General features: G+C 52.3%; 18 protein-coding genes. 11 read left to right on the forward strand and 7 right to left on the reverse strand.

Annotated elements, in window-relative coordinates; translation table 11 throughout:
• Positions 1-140 precede the first annotated feature (140 nt).
• Positions 141-797, reverse strand: coding sequence for a MotA/TolQ/ExbB proton channel family protein (locus tag KJS40_RS04985; protein ID WP_213539305.1), 657 nt, complete (start codon positions 795-797; stop codon positions 141-143).
• Between the two features lie 292 nt (positions 798-1089).
• On the opposite strand from KJS40_RS04985, the gene xseA reads away from it, so the two are divergent.
• The 5 genes from xseA (at position 1090) to htpX (ending at position 6154) form a co-directional block, all read left to right on the forward strand.
• The gene (gene xseA, locus KJS40_RS04990; RefSeq protein WP_213539306.1) at positions 1090-2433 is read left to right on the forward strand and encodes an exodeoxyribonuclease VII large subunit; all 1344 of its coding nucleotides are present in this window, start codon (positions 1090-1092) and stop codon (positions 2431-2433) included.
• A 199-nt stretch (positions 2434-2632) separates the two neighbouring features.
• The gene (locus KJS40_RS04995) at positions 2633-3007 is read left to right on the forward strand and encodes a DUF423 domain-containing protein (RefSeq protein WP_090459724.1); all 375 of its coding nucleotides are present in this window, start codon (positions 2633-2635) and stop codon (positions 3005-3007) included.
• 45 nt (positions 3008-3052) lie between these two features.
• The gene (locus KJS40_RS05000; RefSeq protein ID WP_213539307.1) at positions 3053-4231 is read left to right on the forward strand and encodes a THUMP domain-containing protein; all 1179 of its coding nucleotides are present in this window, start codon (positions 3053-3055) and stop codon (positions 4229-4231) included.
• A 417-nt stretch (positions 4232-4648) separates the two neighbouring features.
• Complete coding sequence (locus KJS40_RS05005; protein ID WP_213539308.1) at positions 4649-5143, forward strand: disulfide bond formation protein B; 495 nt, start codon at positions 4649-4651, stop codon at positions 5141-5143.
• A gap of 132 nt (positions 5144-5275) precedes the next feature.
• Positions 5276-6154: a protease HtpX gene (gene htpX / locus KJS40_RS05010; RefSeq protein ID WP_213539309.1), complete on the forward strand. Its 879-nt coding sequence runs from the start codon at positions 5276-5278 to the stop codon at positions 6152-6154.
• 368 nt (positions 6155-6522) lie between these two features.
• Here htpX and KJS40_RS05015 read toward each other — a convergent pair whose 3' ends face one another.
• Positions 6523-7437: a VacJ family lipoprotein gene (locus KJS40_RS05015; RefSeq protein WP_213539310.1), complete on the reverse strand. Its 915-nt coding sequence runs from the start codon at positions 7435-7437 to the stop codon at positions 6523-6525.
• Positions 7438-7793: 356 nt separating this feature from the next.
• Positions 7794-9332, reverse strand: a complete 1539-nt coding sequence (gene murJ / locus KJS40_RS05020; protein WP_213539311.1) for a murein biosynthesis integral membrane protein MurJ — start codon at positions 9330-9332, stop codon at positions 7794-7796.
• Positions 9333-9783: 451 nt separating this feature from the next.
• Between murJ and rpsT the strand changes: the two genes are divergently transcribed.
• A complete protein-coding gene (rpsT, locus tag KJS40_RS05025; RefSeq protein ID WP_025040602.1) occupies positions 9784-10050 on the forward strand; it encodes a 30S ribosomal protein S20 in 267 nt (88 codons plus the stop codon).
• A 174-nt stretch (positions 10051-10224) separates the two neighbouring features.
• Here the strand turns inward: rpsT and KJS40_RS05030 are convergent, their stop codons facing one another.
• Together KJS40_RS05030 and KJS40_RS05035 are read right to left on the reverse strand one after the other, a co-directional pair.
• The gene (locus KJS40_RS05030; protein ID WP_025040601.1) at positions 10225-11001 is read right to left on the reverse strand and encodes a slipin family protein; all 777 of its coding nucleotides are present in this window, start codon (positions 10999-11001) and stop codon (positions 10225-10227) included.
• Positions 11002-11029: 28 nt separating this feature from the next.
• Positions 11030-12427: a nodulation protein NfeD gene (locus KJS40_RS05035; protein ID WP_213539312.1), complete on the reverse strand. Its 1398-nt coding sequence runs from the start codon at positions 12425-12427 to the stop codon at positions 11030-11032.
• 144 nt (positions 12428-12571) lie between these two features.
• On the opposite strand from KJS40_RS05035, the gene KJS40_RS05040 reads away from it, so the two are divergent.
• The 5 genes from KJS40_RS05040 (at position 12572) to KJS40_RS05060 (ending at position 19173) form a co-directional block, all read left to right on the forward strand.
• The gene (locus KJS40_RS05040) at positions 12572-14551 is read left to right on the forward strand and encodes an aminotransferase class I/II-fold pyridoxal phosphate-dependent enzyme (protein ID WP_213539313.1); all 1980 of its coding nucleotides are present in this window, start codon (positions 12572-12574) and stop codon (positions 14549-14551) included.
• Positions 14552-15012: 461 nt separating this feature from the next.
• Positions 15013-16185: an aspartate aminotransferase family protein gene (locus KJS40_RS05045; RefSeq protein ID WP_025040598.1), complete on the forward strand. Its 1173-nt coding sequence runs from the start codon at positions 15013-15015 to the stop codon at positions 16183-16185.
• An 89-nt stretch (positions 16186-16274) separates the two neighbouring features.
• Positions 16275-17198 carry an ornithine carbamoyltransferase gene (argF, locus tag KJS40_RS05050; RefSeq protein ID WP_213539314.1) on the forward strand — a complete coding sequence of 308 codons (924 nt, stop codon included), beginning with the start codon at positions 16275-16277 and terminating at the stop codon, positions 17196-17198.
• Positions 17199-17377: 179 nt separating this feature from the next.
• A complete protein-coding gene (locus KJS40_RS05055) occupies positions 17378-18619 on the forward strand; it encodes an argininosuccinate synthase (protein ID WP_213539315.1) in 1242 nt (413 codons plus the stop codon).
• Between the two features lie 68 nt (positions 18620-18687).
• Entirely contained in the window at positions 18688-19173 is a 486-nt protein-coding gene (locus KJS40_RS05060; RefSeq protein WP_025040595.1) for a YajQ family cyclic di-GMP-binding protein, read from the forward strand.
• A 14-nt stretch (positions 19174-19187) separates the two neighbouring features.
• Here the strand turns inward: KJS40_RS05060 and KJS40_RS05065 are convergent, their stop codons facing one another.
• The gene (locus tag KJS40_RS05065) at positions 19188-19904 is read right to left on the reverse strand and encodes a type 1 glutamine amidotransferase (protein ID WP_213539316.1); all 717 of its coding nucleotides are present in this window, start codon (positions 19902-19904) and stop codon (positions 19188-19190) included.
• Positions 19905-20062: 158 nt separating this feature from the next.
• Positions 20063-20581, reverse strand: a complete 519-nt coding sequence (locus tag KJS40_RS05070; protein WP_213539317.1) for a FecR family protein — start codon at positions 20579-20581, stop codon at positions 20063-20065.
• Between the last annotated feature and the right edge of the window lie 70 nt (positions 20582-20651).

Consider the following 20651-nt stretch of genomic DNA (forward strand, 5'->3'; position numbering starts at 1 on the left):
TATATTCCCGTAGGTGAACGGTAATCGGAAAAGCGGATCATGTCCGGAAATCGAGAGCTGATTCTATCAGTTGTGGGCGGATTGCTCGGCTCAACTACTTCCCTGTCCTGTCTCGGCAGGATATTTATAAGTCATTCCCCTCAGGAACCTGCCAGCGGCTGTACTATTCCTTGTCTCGCTGGAGAATCATCTTGACGTTCGCCATGAACGATTTCCACGAGCTTTAATGCCTGCAATTCCATTTCAATCACCAGTGCATCCACTTTAGCGCGGAAGTAACGATAAAACATCATGCTGGGAATGGCTACCAGGATGCCGAATGCGGCATTGTAGAGTGCAACGGAAATACCATGGGCGAGTTGTGCCGGGTTGCTACCGTTAGTAGGAGAATTCACGCCAAAAATTTCGATCATGCCGACCAGCGTTCCGAACAAGCCCATCAGTGGGCTCATGGAGGCAATAGTTCCTAAGGTAGTGAGATAACGCTCGAGGTCATGAGAGACAGCGCGACCGGCCTCTTCGATGGATTCTTTCATGACTTCGCGCGTGCTTCTATCGTTTCTCAATCCCACGGCAAAAATCTGCCCAAGTGGAGAATGTTTCTGGAGGCGCGCGATCATATCGGCACTCACGCCGCTGTTACGATACTCATATACCACTTTGGGCAGCAGATCTCTTGGCGTAACCATGCTCAGACGCAAGGCCCACATGCGTTCACCGATAATGCCCATAGCGACGATAGAAGCTAAAATGAGCGGCCAAATCGGCCAACCCGCCGCTTGAATCAAACCAAACACGCGATCACCTCCGGTACAAAAATCAGAGTTGTAATGTATCTTGCCCCTGTGATTTCGGCAAGGACGCGTTTTTTTTCTTGTCCACAATTACTGTGGATAAGTTTGTGGGTAATCTGCAAATAGGACCATTAAGTCGCCCTGCCATAACGACTTTTTCTGAATAGATTAATTTTTGTACTTATTAATATTGATTAAAAACAAATACTTATAAGTATGCTTTAGTATTCATGCGGGTTTGCCGGCACAATTACGCAATTTTCGTGACAGGTGGGGATTATTGTAGAATGTCAAGATGAATTTCATTATGGAAATGGAGATCGCTCGCACCGTCTTGAGCGTGAGCGAACTGAACCGTAGCGCCAAGGACTTGCTGGAGCAGGCTTTCCCATTGTTATGGGTAGGGGGCGAAATTTCGAATATCAAGCGCTACGGGTCGGGCCATTGGTATTTTTCACTCAAGGATGCGGATGCCCAGATACGTTGCGTTATGTTCCGCGATAAAAATCAGTATCTGGATTGGCAGCCCAGCGATGGTATGCGGGTAGAGGTGCGCGCACTGGTGACGTTGTATCAATCCCGCGGGGATTTTCAATTAAACGTCGAGACTATTCGACGCGCCGGACTTGGCTCGCTATTCGAAGCTTTCGAGCAACTCAAGGCCAGATTGGGAAAGGAGGGGCTGTTTGATCCTGCCCGCAAAAAACCGCTACCGCTATTCCCGAAGCAGATCGGTATCATCACCTCTCCGGCGGCGGCCGCCTTGCACGATGTACTGTCCACGCTGAAGCGGCGTATGTCTTTCGTACCACTGATCATTTATGGCACGCCGGTGCAGGGAGCCGGTGCTTCAGCCAAAATAGCGGCAGCCATTCGAACTGCGGGAAATCGTGCCGAGTGCGACGTGCTTATCCTCTGCCGCGGCGGGGGTAGTATCGAAGATCTGTGGGCATTCAATGAGGAGGCAGTAGCACGCGCAATCGCCGCCTGTCCCATTCCTATCGTGAGTGGCGTAGGTCATGAGACTGATTTCACCATTGCTGATTTTGTGGCTGACGTTCGCGCTCCGACGCCTACCGGCGCTTCCCAGCTCGTCTGCCCGGACCGGAAGGAATTAATACGGCATGGAGAAATCATGCACGGACGCCTGCAGCGGGCAATGCAGCGTGGCATTGAAAGCCGGATGCAGCATATCGATATGCTCGAATGCCGCCTGGTGCATCCTGGAAAACGGATTAATGAACAACTTGGGCATCTTCAGCATTTGCGCGAACGCCTGGCTCGCTCATGGCAGCAGGATCTGGCACGCTGCTATTGGCGTTTGCGTGAGCTTGACCAGCGTCTCCTGATCGCCAGCCCCGATATTCCGCGTTTGGTTGAACGCCAGCATGACCTCGGGCTGCGCTTGCGCCGGGCCATTGCCGTTCGCATCGAAACGCTTGTAATGAGCTTGCAGCGCCAGCAGGAGAATCTTGCCCATCTTAACCCCGAGTCAGTGTTGGAGCGGGGCTACAGTATTGTTTATGGCACCGGCGGTGCAGTGGTGAGAAGTAGTGACCAGATCGACGTGGGCGATACCATTCGGGTGGCGTTTGCCAAAGGGGGCAGCAAGGCGCGCGTGACAGAGAAAAATGAGTAACTTCCGACCATGTTTGAAATTTGCGATCGGTATAGACATTTGGGCAGGGGTGATGCAGACTACGAATGTTTTAAATATCCGTATCGATTTATCGATCCTTCTGTGTTCCGGCTGTCTTTGCAAGTAAAAAAGACGTATGCGCGGGCCTGCGTCGTGTCTGCTACATTCTTTAGTCCTCTCATCAGAAAATAGGTCTCCGATGTCAAGAGTTTTCCTCACCCTGGGTGCTGTCAATGCATTTTTATGCGTCGCTTTGGGCGCTTTCGGTGCGCATGGCTTAAAACAACGGCTTTCTACAGACATGCTCGCCGTATACCAGACGGGCGTGCAATATCATTTTTATCACGCGTTGGGCCTGATCGCCGTCGGCCTCATACTGCTGCATCTGCCTGCGTCCAGGCTGCTCACTTGGTCGGGCTGGCTGATGCTTGCCGGAATTGTTCTTTTTTCCGTCAGTCTTTATGTCCTGAGCCTGACGGGAATACGCGGGCTCGGTATAATCACGCCATTTGGCGGCGTCGCGTTCTTGAGCGCCTGGGCGATGCTTGGCTATGGGGCGTGGACTGCGAAATAAACAGTACGAAGTCACAATGATAATTGTTGTGCGCCCGGTCTTACCGTGACGCTTTACTATTTTTTTGCGCCCTGCCCGCGAGGACTGGAGTCGGCACTCGTGACCGAGCTGGAGCAGCTTGGGGCCTCTTTTGCAAAGGCGTGCGACGGCGGGGTCCAGTTCCAGGGCGACTGGCAAACCTGCTATCGGGCTAACATGGAAAGCCGCATCGCCAGTCGAATTCTTTGGCGGGTGGCGCGCAATCCCTACGTCGGCGAAGCCGATGTGTACGAAGCAGCCCGTGCATTGCCATGGAATGAATGGTTTGCCGCGGATTCAACGATTCGCGTCAATGTGGCTGCCATCAAGTGTCCGCTACGCAGCCTGGATTTTGTCACGCTCAAGATCAAGGATGCGGTCTGCGATAAATTCCGCAGTACGGTTGGCTGCCGTCCCAGTGTCGATACGGTGCGGCCGGATATTCGCATTCACGGTTTTTTGGATGCCCGGGAATTTTCGTTATATGTTGACACTTCCGGCGATGCCTTGTTCAAGCGCGGCCTCAGAAAAAATACTGTTGAAGCGCCCGTAAGAGAAAACCTTGCCGCCGGGATTCTGGCCTTGGCGGGTTGGCAGCCAGGCATTCCACTGCTCGATCCAATGTGTGGCAGCGGCACATTTCTGCTCGAAGCAGTGCAAATTTCATTGAATATCGCGCCGGGGCTGGGTCGCAGCTTTGCTTTTGAAAAACTGGCGAGCTTTGATAGAAGGCAATGGGAAGAGGTTAAAGAAGCAGCGCTGGCACGGCAGAAACCGAGAACGCTCCAGCCGATTTTCGGCAGTGACTTGTATGGGGATGCGGTTGCCGTCGCGCGTGCGAATCTAACTGCCGCGGGCTTCTCTGAAACGGTGACGCTCAAGCAGGCGAACCTGCTGGAAATATCCGCGCCCGCGGCTTCCGGATTTCTCGTAACCAACCCCCCTTATGGGGTACGTTTAAGTGAGCAGCAGGAGCTTGCGGAGTTTTATCCGAAACTGGGAGACGTACTGAAGAAAAAATTCAGTGGATGGAATGCCTATATTTTCACCGCCGACCCGTTTCTGCCAAAACTCATACGCTTGACACCCTCGCGCCGTGTTCCATTATTCAACGGTGCGCTGGAATGCCGTTTGCTGGAATATAAAATGGTGCCGGGCGGAATGCGAAGGGTGAAGAAAACCGACCTCAACCAGCAGCCCGATTAAACCTAAATCCGGTAGTTGACCGCTCATTTATAGATCAAAGTTATGATTAATAATAATATTTTATATTATTTGACGCGCCCCTTCCGGGTGAGGGCGCTACGGGGTGAATTGCACAGTTTTTGGGCACATGGCTGCGTTGCAACTTCTTGGAATGGAACGGCGCCCCGAAGCGTCGCCCGAGGGACCCCGCGAAGCGGGGATCGGGCAGCGCAGGGGATGCCGCGATCGCACGCTACACGCAAGGGGGCGTCCGCATCCCGCTTCGGGGTCGCACCTTCCTGCGGAAGGCACTGCTCCGCCCTGCGCGGGCGCATTCCGCGTCGTTGCGCCTTGCCCTGCACCCCAAAAACCGTACACTTCACCCCGTCCAACTACCGGATTTAGGTTAAATCCTTTAAGCCGGATCATGTGAGCCGCATGAAACCAGGAACAAGAGTCATTTTTCTATCGATATTTCTCGGTTGCGCCAGCCTGATCAGTTACGCCCTTTATCTACAGCTGGTAAAGAACCTGCTGCCTTGTCCACTTTGTGTCGTTCAGCGCATTGCGTATTGGCTGGTCGGATTAATCGCGCTATTAGCATTTTTTCACTCTCCCCGCGCAAAAGGGTCGGGAATATACAGCGGCTTGATGGCCGCCTTTGCGTTCTCCGGAGCGGCGGTTGCTTTGCGTCAGGCGTGGCTGGTGCGCTTTCCCGAGGCATTCGAATGCGGCATCAGTCCTGAAGAAAAGTTCTTGAACGCGTTGCCGTTAGCACAATGGTGGCCCAGCATGTTTGAAGCAAACGGGGACTGTGCCGATGTCACCTGGAAGTTCGCATTGCTTACGCTTCCGGACTGGTCCGCAATTTTTTTTATAATCTTTGGCAGCTTGGGAATATATATTTTATTTGCCGCGCGCAACGGCCATTGATGAGGTGAGCGGGAAAAAGCGTGCATTTAACCTGGCCGGATATTAACAAATTGCAGGAATAACGGCCTTGAAATCCCGGCTTGTGCCCCTATTTACAATGTGTCTTCTACAATTAGAAACGGAATACCCTCTATGAAACGAATTTTTCTGTTTGTAATCACTAACTTGGCAGTGTTATTGGTGCTAAGTATTACACTGCGGATATTGGGCGTGGATCGCATGCTGAATGCCGAGGGCGGTATAGACTTCAACTCATTGCTTATCATGTCCGGGGTGATAGGTTTTGGCGGTTCGTTGATTTCGCTTGCCATGTCCAAATGGTCTGCAAAACGCATGACCGGTGCAGTTGTCATCGAGCAGCCTTCTGACCCGACCGAGCGCTGGCTGGTTGAGACAGTCCGGCGCCAGGCCGAGTTTGTCGGTATCGGCATGCCGGAGGTGGCGATCTATGATGCACCGGATGTCAATGCATTCGCTACTGGCATGAGCCGCAACAACGCCTTGGTGGCAGTGAGCTCGGGCCTGCTCCAGAACATGCATAAAGACGAAATCGAAGGCGTATTGGCGCACGAAATAAGCCACGTCGCCAATGGTGACATGGTTACACTCGCACTGATCCAGGGCGTGGTCAATACGTTCGTAATTTTCCTGTCAAGAATAATTGGTCATTTCGTAGACAGGGTTATATTCAAAACCGAAAGGGATCAGGGTCCGGCTTTTCTGATTACCACCCTCGTGGCGCAAATGGTGCTGGGAATACTTGCCAGCATGATAGTCATGTGGTTTAGCCGCCAGCGTGAGTTCCGCGCAGACGCAGGGGGTGCGCGTCTGGCAGGACGTAACAAGATGATCGCCGCACTGGAGCGCTTGAAACAGCGGCATGAACCGGCACAATTGCCGGAGCGATTGGCGGCATTTGGTATTTCGGGCGGAGAGGGCGGCCTCAAGAGTTTATTTATGTCGCATCCGCCACTTGAAGTACGCATTGCAGCGCTACGTGCAATGCCCTGATTCATTAGTCGTTTTGAGATAAACGGCGGTAGGCTGATATGGCCACCGCCGTTTTTTCTTGCCCTCGACCATCCAGCAGAAAGTAGATCGGTTCACGCAGAAACGAGACCGTTCGCCAGGTGTTACGATATGCCCGGAAAGGCCAAACGTGACCGTACCAGTGCTTACGGGAAGCTAAGGGTTATTGGTCGCGGGAATTGCTGTGGACAGGCAGGCGCTGAATATGGAATATAGCTGGCAACGCAATCATTTACCTACAACGACCATGGATTGCGTTGCTTTCTTGAGCAGGGAACGAAATAATATCTTAAATCTTTTTTATAAGGAAGCAGAAGGAACGCAGGCGATTTCAATTTCAGAATTCAAAATTAATCGTTATCTTCATCCTCTTTTGGCTGAGGGGGATTTCCGTCATACACCAAATTGCGCCGCCGCTGGAGGTAGGCTTCACGCATGAACTCGTATTTATCCAGTGCAGCCTCGTCCAGCGCTTTCTCGGATTTGAGCATGCCAGCGCGCGTGTCGGCGGCTCTGCTTGCGCCTACCACCGGACCTATGAAGGGAGCAACGAAGAAGCTTCCTACGAAAACAGGATCGGAAGCTGCGTCGATTAAACGCGCGCCCGCATCACGAATCGAGCTGGGACCGAAAAAAGGAAGCACCAGATAAGGACCGCTTGCAACGCCGTGATACCCCAAGGTTTGCCCAAAGTCTTCATCATGTTTTTCCAGGCCGACATCGCTCGCCAGATCAAATATCCCCACCAGGCCAAAAGTGGTGTTGACTATTACCCGCATGCCGCTGGTCGCCGCATTGCCGAATTTCAGTTGCAGAAGGTTATTCAGCGTCACCGGTATGTCGTTGATGTTTGAAAAAACATTTCCCACCGCGGTTTCAAGCGGGTCGGGCATCAACCATCTATAGCCTTTGGCCATCGGCCTGAACACATAATCGTCAGCGGATTCGTTGAACCTGAATACGGCGCGGTTCATCGGTTCCCAGGGGTCTCTTTTACTAAAACCCGGATAGGTCGCTGGTGGGGCGGCATTCTTGAATACTGGACCTTCAAACGGTTCCCGCTGTTCTTTTATCAGGTTATCAGTCGTTGGGACAGTATCACTAACCGACGCGTTCGTGCTCGTGTTGAGCAGGATACCTGTATCATCCGAAGCGCTCGAGTTTATATTGGCCGAGGTGGTGGTATTCGTATCGGTGATTTTATCGGTGGTGGTGTTCTTGTTGGTTGTGGCGCAACCAGTGAGGAGAAACCCCAAAAGCACCATTGATAAGGTGGAATATCTGACGAAGTGAGTCATAGTCGGGAGATAGAATGTTCTGCCATTGATGGGGGTTGATTAACCTAACCATTATAGGGTTAATCCAAGTGGGACGTGCGAATTTTTTCCAATAAAAAAGAGGGGTTTTTCTTGTGCTTTCTTTTCGATGAACACGCCTATCGAAAGAAATGACCCAATGCAAAGATCAGACTGTTTATAAGGGATTCGCCCGAGCTGATCAGCAAAAGACATCGGAAAATAAAGGCGGAACGGCGTTAATTCATGCCTGGTCTCCGACCCTCGGGCCGGCCTTGATTTCAACGCCTATGTTCAGATATCAGGGTCAGGGTGCATGTTTATGCTTATTCCGCACCCCGCCGTGAGAAGTTCTTGAGACGGAAACCGAGCAGCCATAATGTGAAAAAGTAACTGGTTGCGCCGATCGCCACCACCCACGTCAGCCGTGCCGCGCGCTCGAAAGTGGAGCCCAGCAGCCACGACGCGTCACTGCTCGAGGCGAACCATAGCGTCCCGCCCATGATCGCCAGCGCTATCGATATCTTCACCATGAACATTGCCCATCCCGGCTGAGGTTGGTAGATTTGATGGCTGCGCAACTTGTAGTAGAGCAATCCGGCGTTAAGGCATGCGCCTAGCCCGATGGCCAACGCCAGTCCGGCATGGCGCAACGGTATAATGAATGCGAGGTTCATTAATTGAGTAACAACAAGTGTGATGACGGCAATTTTTACTGGTGTCCGGATATTCTGCCGGGCGTAAAATCCGGGAGCCAGCACTTTTACCAAAATCAGCCCCAGCAGTCCCGAGCTGTAAGCCACTAACGCATTGCGCGTCATCCATACATCGTTGGCGGAAAATTCGCCGTGATAAAAAAGGGTGGTGATGAGCGGTGTCGCAAGCAGTGCCAATGCCAGCGCCGCCGGCAGCGTAAAAAGCACGGTCAAGCGTAGGCCCCAATCCAGCAGGCGACTATATTCCTCAGTGCTGTTATCCGCATAATGCCGCGACAACGACGGCAGTAATACCGTTCCAAGCGCCACCCCTAGAAGGCCTGCGGGAAATTCCATCAAACGATCGGCATAGTAGAGCCAGGAAACGCTGCCGGTGACAAGAAAAGAAGCGAATATCGTATTGATCAACAAGCTGATCTGGCCGATCGATACACCGAACACCGCCGGCCCCATTTGCTTGATGACGCGCCATGCGCCGTTATCTCTCGATCTGAGACGCGGGCGTGGCATTAATCTGATACGCATGAGAAACGGTACCTGGAAGGCTAACTGGAGCACGCCGCCGATGAATACGGCCCATGCGAGCGCCAGTACCGGTGGGTCTACCAGCGGAACCAGCCACAGCGAACAGCCAATGAACGACAGGTTGAGCAATGCCGGGGTTAACGCCGGTACGGAAAACCTTCCAAAGGTGTTGAGAATGCCTCCCGCCAGTGATACAAGCGAGATAAAAAGAATGTACGGAAACGTGATACGCAGCAGTTCCACTGTTAATGCGAATTTCTGCGGGCTGGCGCTAAAGCCCGGTGCGCTCACATAAATTATGAGCGGCGCAGCAATGATGCCTATGGTCGTGACTAAAAATAAAGCGATGGACAACAGCGTCGCAACTTGATTGATTAGCTCACGTGTCTCCTCGGGTGTGCGGCGGTTCTTGTATTCCGCGAGTATTGGCACGAATGCCTGTGAAAACGCACCCTCGGCAAATAATCGGCGCAGCAGGTTGGGAATGCGAAAGGCCACAAAAAAAGCATCGGTTGCGACGCCTGCACCAAAAATACGGGCAATGAGCACATCCCGAACGAATCCCAGGATACGGGATATCATCGTCATTCCGCTGACGGTAGCGAGGGCTTTAAGCAGATTCATGGATGAGTATGTTAACCTGAATCTTCCCTGGGGTTCGGCTCGGTAGATGAACAACGGAAAAAGTTACGCATGAACGCATGAGTAAACCTCTTGACAAAAATATTCCGGATTTACCCACAATCAGCAACAATCGGCAGGGTAGGATTAACTCACCCACGATAAAGCAATGATGATCCATAGGGCGGGTTTCACCCGCCGCGTCAAGCTGACAAGTTCGCGAGTGTATGGGGAGACTCCCCCTATAGCATCATGTTGCAATGGCGCCGGTGTGAAGGTCGGCAGGAAGCTCGATAGCGTGAGGATCAATAGGTATCTTTGAGAAGAACCGGTTGATGTTTCGAGCATCGCGAGACGCTCATGGGTTATAATACTCCTCTGTTTTCCTTGCAATATCCCGGAAACATCCGTATCATTCAAAAAATTTGCGTAACATTTAATTCGAGGAATTTTAATGGCCAATAGTGCACAAGCCAGAAAACGTGCGAGACAAAATGTCAGCCAGCGGGACCGCAACACGAGCCTGCGCTCGGAATTGCGCACCGCGATCAAGCATGTGAGAAAAGCTATCGAGTCTGCAGATAAAACCATTGCGCAGGCTGCGTACGCGGCTTCCCTCGGTACGATAGATTCCATTGCGGACAAGGGTATCATCCACAAGAATAAGGCAGCGCGCCATAAAAGCCGACTATCTGCCGCGATCAAGACGATGGCCGCCTGATCGTTCGATCGCACAAAAAAGCCCGGGTTACCGGGCTTTTTTGTGCGCGCAACATGGGCGTATTCTTGTGGGTGAAAGCTCCACCGTAAGTTGATCGCAGCAAACGAAGTGGGGCTGGAGCGCAACTGCATGAGGGCACCGGTGTGGAAAGGAAGATGGAGCGGAGCTCCCGTGTCAGCGAACTTCTGGATTGCGATTCTTGAGCACATCCATCAGCGGCGATACCAGGTCCATAGGTATCGGAAAAATAATGGTATTGGATTTATCGCTGGCGATGTTCGTAAGCGTCTGGAGGTAGCGCAACTGCATTGCCCCGGTTTGCTGCGAAAGAATTTGCGCCGCTTGCATCAATTTGTCCGATGCCTGCAATTCGCCTTCAGCATGAATCACCTTTGCCCGCCGCTCACGTTCCGCCTCCGCCTGTCGGGCAATGGCTCTTATCATGGATTCATCGATATCCACATGTTTGATCTCGACGTTGGATACCTTGATGCCCCAAGCGTCCGTCTGAATATCCAGCACCTTCTGAATATCCAGATTGAGCTTTTCACGTTCCGCCAGCATTTCATCCAGCTCATGCTTGCCCAGTACGGAGCGCAGGGTAGTCTGTGCAAACTGACTGGTGGCGGCAAGGAAATTTTCCACCTGAATGATGGATTTTTGTGGGTCGACTACCCGAAAATACACCACGGCGTTGACTTTTACCGAAACGTTGTCGCGCGAAATCACGTCTTGGCTGGGGACATCCATGACGACAGTACGCAGGTCGACTCGTACCATTTTCTGAATACCGGGGATTATGATGATCAGGCCCGGGCCTTTTACATTTTGAAAGCGGCCAAGCAGGAAGATCACCCCACGTTCGTATTCGCGTAATATGCGAAATGCCGAGAAAAGCACTGCGATAAGAATGATAATGAGAGTACTAAAAAAACCGAAATTGGCTAACATGGAAATCTCCTTTGGTTATTTCTCTGCCTTATTTCTCTGTCGGGATTACATGTAAAACCAGACCGTCGATTCCTGTTACACGCACTTTCTGTCCTCGGGCCAGAGGTTGCTCACTATGTGCGTTCCACAGTTCGCCATGAACGCGTACCATGCCCTCGCCCGAAGTATCCTCCAGCATCTCGCCTATGGCGCCGATCATCGCTTCATGGCCGCTGACGATGGGGCTGCGCCGTGACTTCAGCGCCATGCCGACGACGAAAATCAGGAATAATGCGCTAGCCACGGATATCCCTGCGATCATGGGCCAGGGAATGCCGTAGCCGGGAAGGTCGGTGTCGATCAGCATCAACGAGCCGGCGATAAAAGCAATCATCCCGCCGACGCCAAGCGCACCGAAGCTTGGCAGGAAGGCTTCTGCCGTGATGAATGCGATGCCGAGCAGAATCAAGGCAAGTCCGGCATAGTTGACTGGCAGCAACTGGAATGCGTACAGGGCAAGCAAGAGGCAGATGGCGCCCGCCACGCCGGGCAACACAAAGCCTGGATTGGAAAATTCGAAGAACAATCCGTAAATGCCGATAAGCATCAGTATGTACGCGACGCTGGGGTTGGTGATGACGGCAAGCAGTCGTGTGCGCCAATCGGGCTCGACAACCTGTATGGTGGCTGAAAGGGTATCAAGGGTGAGGTTCTGCCCGAGTATGGTCACTTCCCGGCCATTCAGCTGCCTTAACAGATCCGGCACGTCAGCAGCGACATAATCGATGACGTTGAGATTCAGCGCGTCGACCGCTGATAAGCTTACGGCTTCATGCACAGCGCGTTCCGCCCATTCCACATTGCGTTTTCGCATCTGCGCCAGCGCGCGGATATAAGCGGCAGCGTCTTGGATCACTTTGCGCGACATTGCGTCTTTTTTCGGCATCTTGTCTTCCGCCGCTATATGTCCACCGCCGCTCTCGTCTGCCTGATTTGCGGATGAGCCCGGAGACGGTTTCGGCCTGGATTCCGGCTCAGGTCCGGGCTCAGGCAAACCGCCGATCTGTACCGGGGTCGCCGCGCCCAGATTGGTACCGGGTGCCATCGCTGCGATGTGGCTGGCATACAGGATATAAGTTCCGGCACTCGCTGCCCGCGCCCCGCTCGGCGCCACGAAGGCCGCTACCGGCACGGGTGAGGCAAGAATGCCACGTATGATCTGCCGCATCGAGGTATCGAGGCCACCCGGTGTATCCAGCTGCAATACGACAAGTAGCGCTCCCTCAGCGGCTGCACGCTCCAGGCTGCGCTGGACGAAGTCAGCGCTGGCCGGCGCAATAGGACCGTCTACCGTCGTTACCATCACCGGCGCTGCCGGAACGAACGTCGGCAACAGGAGCAGTATCGCTGCCATGCCACTACGCAGCATGAGGACGAACAGTTTCATCTTGTCACTATAGACTGTTCCAATCCAGCCTGCATTTCAGCCGGGAAAAATGCGACTCGCGCAGTTTATTTAGAGGTCCTGCGACTTGCAATCATCATTGTTTTGGCGCATAAAGCGATTTTCATATTTTAAGAAACGGTATTCATGAAGAAACCGACGAGCCGAATTCTCATCATCAATGATGAGAACCTGATACTGAAGGAATTCATCAAGGGATTGAATGGGGCCGCCAAGTCCCTGGAAAACCCGTTGGGCATCACTTTTGCCGGTGTTACCACCGCACGCGAAGCACTGCAAGCGATCCAGGATGACGGCGATATTCAATCGGTACTGGTGGACGATACGCTTTATACGCTGAGAAATGGCGAGAAGAGTTCCCGCAACCTCCAAATGACTGCATTGAAGCTGGTACAGGAAATTACCCGTTTTCGCCCTGAGCTGGATATCTATATTTTAATTGCCCAGGAGAAAGAAGATGAAGTGGTGGATGCCCTCTTTACCGAAACAGTCGATGGCTATTTCTACCGCGAAGAACGTGATTACCGGGGCATGTACCGTATCCTTAATGCTCAGCTTCAGGAAAAAGCACGCACACCTTTTTATGATCAGCTCAAAAATTACGTATTGATGGCAAAGGATGCCTGGCATACGCCGGGTCATTCCTCTGGCGATTCGCTACGCGACAGCCCGTGGGCCAGCGATTTTTATCAGTTTATCGGCGAGCATATTTTCCGTGCCGATCTATCGGTCTCGGTACCGATGCTCGATTCGCTGATGGAACCGACCGGCGTTATCGCCGAAGCGCAAAAGATTGCGGCAAAAGCATTCGGCGCGCGGAGAACCTTCTTTGCAACCAATGGCACCTCCACTGCCAATAAGGTGATATTCCAGACATTGCTCGCCCCGGGCGAGAAGTTGTTGCTGGATCGGAACTGCCACAAGTCCGTGCATCATGGAGTCGTATTATCCGGCGCTCATCCGATTTATCTCGACTCATCCGTCAACAAGAAATTCAGTGTTTACGGACCGGTACCGAAACAGACGCTGTTCAATGCCATCGAAGAACATTCCGATGCACAGGCACTTATCCTGACCAGTTGCACTTACGATGGCCTACGTTATGATTTGCCGCCCATCATCAAGGCAGCTCATGCGAAAGGTATAAAAGTTATCATCGACGAAGCCTGGTACGGTTTTGCCCGTTTTCATCCGGCTTTCCGCCCGACGGCGCTGGAGGCGGGCGCCGATTACGCGACCCAGAGTACGCACAAAGTGCTATCGGCTTTTTCTCAGTCCAGCATGATTCATATCAATGATCCCAGCTTCAATGAACACCTGTTTCGCGAGAATTTCAACATGCATACTTCCACCAGTCCGCAGTACAGCATGATTGCAAGCCTCGACGTTGCCCGTAAGCAGGCGACGCTGGAAGGGTACAAGTTGTTGTCGCGCACCCTGGAATTGGCGAAGGAGGTGCGCGAGCAGATCAATTCGACCGGCGTCTTTCGCGTGCTGGAACTCGCAGACCTGCTGCCCGATGAAGTAAAACATGACAATATCCAACTCGACAGTACCAAGGTTACCGTGGACATTTCCCGCTGCGGCTTTACCGTGGAGGATTTGATCCGGGAATTGTTCGAGCGTTATAATATTCAAGTGGAGAAGTCTACATTTAATACCCTTACTCTGCTTCTTACCATTGGTACTACCCGGAGTAAAGTATCGCGCCTGTATGATGCGCTGATGCGAATCGCACGTGAAGGTCGTGCCCCCAGAAGGCTCTATCAGATTCCGGAGATTCCCGGTTTTACCGACCTTAGGTATCTGCCGCGTGACGCGTTCTATTGCGGTGGCGAACTGATGCCTTTGCTGGATGAGCAGGAACGTATAAATAACGATCTGGATGGCAAGGTTTGCGCAGATCAAATTACTCCCTACCCGCCGGGTATCCCGGTGCTGGTGCCGGGGCAAACGATTACGCGCGAGGTCGTACAATACCTTGTCAGCATGTTGCGTTCCCAGAAGCGCGTTGAAGTGCATGGAATCGTATACGACGGCTACCTGCCATGTTTGAGGCTGCTTACCGCTGCTGAGGAAAAGGGCTTGAAAAAGCTGGTTAAATAGGTAAAGATAAGAGGTTGCATCTAACCCGGATGTTTCATAAATTGACGCGCGCCCTTGCTGGTCTTTTGTTTCGTATGAAAATTTCGTTCAGTCGGGCGTATGAATAACTACGCCACTCCTTCACGAAATCTCCCTACAAAACAAAATCCTGCGCAATCATCACGCGAATTTATGAAACATCCAGGCTAAAAATTATTCTTGCGGCGCACGGCGGCTTTGGCCGCCGTGCCGCTTTCAGGCTTGGCAAACATGTACCCACCTATGGAATTCCTGAACAAGTCCTCCACGGACCTGACGGCAGCACCGCCCCATGTGGACTGCAGCAGGAGGATATCTCTACCCTGGTATTGGTACCTTTTCCGGCTTTGTATAGTCGGCCCCTGCATTCGCTCCGCGCCACACAATCATCCGGATTTTTCCGGCAGTTTACTTCACAGAGAATTTATTCAGAGGCCTCTTAAATGTCCAATTTGATGAACACCTACCTGCCGCTGCCCGTTACATTTGCAAGGGGAGAGGGGGTATGGCTGTGGGATGAGGAGGGCAAACGTTATCTCGACGCCCTCGCCGGCGTCGCCGTGTGCGGCTTGGGGCATTGCCATCCAGAGCTTGTGAAGGCGCTTTGTCATCAGGTCGGGACACTTATTCATACTTCCAATCTTTACCATATCGGAAAGCAGGAGCAGCTAGCCAGCCAGCTTGCCATACTGTCGGGCATGGATAATGCGTTTTTCTGCAATTCGGGTGCCGAAGCAAACGAAGCCGCAATCAAACTGGCAAGGCTATATGGACATGGTAAAAATATCGATCTGCCCACCATTATCGTAATGGAGAAATCCTTTCACGGCCGAACCATGGCAACCTTGACTGCAAGTGGCAATCGCAAGGTGCAGGCAGGTTTCGAACCGTTGCTCACCGGATTTGCGCGGGTTCCATACAATGACCTGGAAGCAGTGGCGCAGGTGGGCGTGCACAATAAGAACGTCGTCGCCATATTGGTTGAGCCCTATCAGGGCGAAGGGGGCGTGAATGTGCCGCAAGCAAGCTATCTGCAAGGATTGCGCCACTTGTGCGATCAGAACGGCTGGTTGCTGATGCTGGATGAGGTGCAGTGTGGGATCGGCCGCAGCGGCAACTGGTTCGCTTTCCAGCACAGCGGCATCGTTCCTGATGTGGTAACACTGGCCAAGGGCTTGGGTTCGGGTGTGGCCATCGGCGCCTGTCTGGCAAAAGGTGTGGCATCGGAAGTATTCAAGCCCGGTAATCACGCCTCTACTTTTGGTGGCAACCCGCTGGCTTGTACTGCTGCGCTGACCACGCTCAGGGTAATCGAAGAAGCCGATTTGCTAAGGAACGCGATGGAGGTGGGCGACTTCATGCGCAGTATGTTCAAGGCACAGCTCGCCGACTTGCCCGATGTAAAACAAATTCGCGGTCAGGGATTGATGATCGGCATCGAACTCTCCAGACCTTGTGGCGAACTCGTAATCGCGGCGTTGAAGAAAGGACTTTTGATCAACGTAACCTCGGATAAAGTAGTGCGTCTGCTGCCGCCGTTAGTGATTCAGCGGAGCGAGGCCGAACAGGTGGTAAACATCTTGTCCGGTTTGGTGAAAGAATTTTTGGCGGCATGACAAAATAGTTAATCTCGAAAAATGAGCCTTGAAAAAACACGGCCAGCTCATGTTTTTCCAAATCGGCTCAATCTATGGTTCAGCATATCATGCAGATCAAGCATTTTTTACAGTTCAACGATTTCTCCCGGGAGGAGTTCGAATATCTGTTCGAGCGTACACGCTGGATCAAGCATGAGTTCAAGCAATACCGGCGCTATTGGCCGCTGCAGGATCGCACTCTCGCCATGATTTTCGATAAGCATTCGACTCGTACCCGGCTTTCGTTTGAAGCCGGTATGCATCAGTTGGGTGGTGCAGCAATTTATTTATCCACCCGGGATACCCAGTTGGGTAGAGGCGAACCGGTGGAAGACGCAGCGCGCGTGATCTCGCGTATGGTGGATATCGTCATGATCCGCACCTATGAGCACGACATCATCAGGCGTTTTGCGGCACATTCGCGGGTGCCCGTTATCAATGGACTGACCGACGAATATCATCCTTGCCAGATCATGGGCGATATTTTTACTTTTATTGAGCAATTCGGCACTATCTCCGGCAAGACGGTGGCGTGGATTGGAGATTCAAATAACGTCTGCAACACTTGGCTCCAGGCAGCTGAGGTGTTCGATTTTAACGTACATGTCTCCACGCCTCCCGGTTACGAAGTGGAGCCGGAACGAGCCGGGCTCTATGGCACAGATCATTATGAGGAATTTGCCGATCCGCATGACGCAGTGAGAGATGCTGATCTCGTTACGACGGACGTATGGACCAGCATGGGTTTTGAAGCGGAAACCGAGGAACGCAAAAAAGACTTTGCAGATTTTCGCGTAGATGCGGAAATGATGTCCTGCGCCAAGAAAGAAACGCTGTTCATGCACTGCCTGCCTGCCCATCGCGGCGAAGAGGTGGCGGCGGAGGTTATCGATGGTCCTCAATCCATCGTATGGGAAGAGGCCGAGAATCGTCTGCATACCCAAAAGGCGCTGATAGAATATCTACTGTTGGGAAGACTGGAAGAGATCTGATAACTCGCATTTTCAAACAGCTATCCCTTTCCCGCGGCCGATGGAGCGGTTTATTTAGCATGGGTAAAGTGCAGCGTAACCCATCAAGATCCGTTATAGCGCGGCACCATCAAGTGTCCATAAAACGCAAAGTTATATTGTAAAGAACGCATTCGCGCATTTTTATTGACGAGCCAAGCATGAAAAAAATAAAGCAAGTTGATGTATCAAAAATTAATAAGGTTGTTCTTGCGTTTTCCGGCGGTCTGGATACATCGGTAATTTTAAAGTGGCTGCAGGATACTTATCAGTGTGAAGTGGTGACCTTTACTGCCGACATCGGGCAAGGGGAGGAAGTAGAGCCGGCACGCGCAAAGGCGATGCAATTAGGGGTGAAAGAAATCTTCATCGAAGATCTGCGTGAAGAATTCGTCCGTGATTTCGTTTTTCCCATGTTTCGTGCCAATGCGGTATATGAGGGCGAATATCTGCTTGGCACCAGTATCGCCCGTCCGTTGATCGCCAAACGGCAAATCGAGATTGCGCAGCTAACCGGAGCAAATGCTGTTTCCCATGGGGCGACAGGAAAAGGTAATGACCAGGTGCGGTTTGAGCTCGGCTATTATGCGCTTCAGCCCGATATCCAGGTGATCGCGCCATGGCGCGAATGGGACCTTACTTCCAGGGAAAGCCTTTTGAATTATGCGGAAACACATGGCATTCCGGTGGAGATGAAGAAAAAAGGCGGTTCCCCTTACAGCATGGACGCCAATCTGCTGCATATTTCCTATGAAGGTCGAATCCTTGAAGATCCTGCGCATGAGGCGGAGGAATCCATGTGGCGATGGAGCGTATCGCCTGAGAACGCGCCGGATAAGGCGGAATACATCGAACTGGAATTCGGGCAAGGCGACATCATCGCCATAAACGGCCAGAAGCTCTCCCCGGCGGCGGTACTTGCCGAGCTTAATCAGTTAGGTGGCAAGCACGGGATCGGGCGTCTGGACTTGGTGGAAAATCGTTACGTCGGCATGAAATCCCGTGGATGCTATGAAACTCCCGGCGGCACCATCATGCTGCGCGCGCATCGGGCCATCGAATCCATCACCCTTGATCGCGAGGTGGCCCACCTGAAAGACGAGTTGATGCCGCGCTATGCCGAACTTATTTACAACGGTTACTGGTGGAGCCCGGAGCGCAGAATGATGCAAACGATGATTGATGCGTCCCAGGCACGTGTAAACGGCTGGGTGCGAATAAAGCTCTATAAAGGAAATGTAATCGTGGTCGGACGAGACTCAAAAACAGATTCTCTGTTCGATCCGCACATTGCCACTTTTGAGGAAGATCAGGGCGCGTATAACCAGACCGACGCAGCCGGATTCATCAAGCTCAATGCGCTACGGATGCGTATCGCCGCAAATCTGAAAAACAGGCAATAATTATTGAGGCTATACCTCATATACTCAGCGTATCAACTTGCCGCAGCCCCGAACCAGGAAGAGATATCATGCCCTCATTCGACATTGTCTCCGAAGTTGACAAGCAGGAAGTCAGGAATGCAATTGACCAAGTGAACAAGGAAGTCACCACGCGCTTTGATTTCAAGGGATCGGACGCGCGCGTGGAGCAGGCGGATTACACGCTCACCGTTTATGCGGATGACGACTTCAAGCTGAGCCAGGTTCTGGATATTCTGATGGCCAAGCTCGCCAAGCGCGGTGTCGATGTACGTTGCCTGGACGAAGGGAAGCCGGAAAAAATCAGCGGCAATAAAGTCAAACAGCAAGTCACGGTTAAAACGGGGGTGGAAAGCGAGCTTGCAAAAAAGATTATCAGGCTTATCAAGGATAGCAAACTCAAGGTACAAGGCAGTATCCAGGGTGAGGCGGTGCGTATTTCAGGTGCAAAGCGTGATACCTTGCAAGAGGCGATACAGCTCGTCAAGAAGTCGATTACCGAATTTCCGCTGCAATTCCAGAATTTCCGCGAATGATTCGCGCTACTATTTCAATCAGTCGTTTTGTTCATAAGACCGGAAATCCAACGCTCATATAAGCGGCAAGCGACCTGATTCAATGCCGATACCCGCTCGGTCAATCCCATCTGTATTGCCTCTACCGATTGCACCGATGGTCCGGGGTTGTTGGCAATTTCTTCAAAGCCTGCTTTGCACCAGACTTTTACCATTTCCTCAGTCATTTCGACATGGCACTGTAGCGCCAGATGCATGTCCATTGCGAATGCCTGATTTTCGCAGTAAGGACTTGAAAGCAGGAGAGTCGCTTCCTCCGGAACGGTAAAACCCTCGCCATGCCAGTGGAATGCCTCAAAGTTTGACAATTCTCCAAGCCAGTTATGTGCAATAGAGTTGTCCGCGACACTTACTTCACCCCAGCCGATTTCGCTGACGGGACTCCTGCTTACCACTCCCCCCAGTGCTTTCGACATTAATTGCCCGCCGAGGCAATGGCCCAAAACCGGAATATCGTCTCTCACCGCCTGCCGGATTAATGCAAGGGCTGGCGCAATCCACGGCAGATCGTCGTTTACGCTCATGGGTCCGCCCATGAATACCAACCCGCTAAAATAGTCGGCACGGGTAGGTAATGCCTCATTGGAGTCGATCTTGACGAGTTGGTAAGGGATAGAATAGGAATCAAGAAACGGGGCAAGATAACCCGGACCTTCTATTGGAAAGTGCCTGAAGATTGCAACGGGTTTCATGAAGCGCGCTATTTACAGTTGATGCGCCTGAGGTTGGCGCTGAGGCGAATACTGCTCTGCTCTTGGTGTCGGTGCAGTGCTGAAGGAAATGTTTGAATCATATAGCGGTATCGGTAGCGCATGGGGGCGCGTTGGTCGCGTGACGCTGTGCCGGATTTTTATTGAGTTGGGCGCCACGCCGCTATGTCCGCATCCGCAATCACTCTCTGGCCGGTGACCCTTATGCCATCGAAATCCGCCTGTTCGTGAGCGCCGACCAGATAGGTCCCCATCTCTACCAGAATCTCCACCTGTCCGTCAGCCACCGCAATAGTGCCGCCATTCACTCGTTTACTGACGCTGAAACGGGTGCCGACATCGTTGATATACGTAGTACCGACTTTCACTTGCAACTTGCCCGCTCCGCCGCCTTTGGCGTCAAAATAAGCATTGCCTCGCAGCAATTCGATCTGGGGAGGCTCGCCGTTGCTGACAGTGACGCTGCTGTCGGCATCCAGACTGATGTCAATATTCGGTGTGGCGGTAATGGTCAGCCGTTCTCCCGGTACAGTCTGGTGGATTCGAGTGGCCATCGGCTTGGCGATGAACCATGACATTAAACCCAGACCGAGAGCCGTGGTCGCAATGGAGCCATGCAGCAGAAGGCTTCGCCATCGGATGCGAGCGGCTAGAGCCATATAATCCTGACCACTAAGGCAGTAAGGCATTTGCCGCGTGGTATGCATATGCTCGAATTTCTGGCCATTG

This window comes from Nitrosospira sp. NRS527, from assembly GCF_018406445.1.
In the GTDB taxonomy this organism is placed as follows: Bacteria; Pseudomonadota; Gammaproteobacteria; order Burkholderiales; family Nitrosomonadaceae; genus Nitrosospira; species Nitrosospira briensis.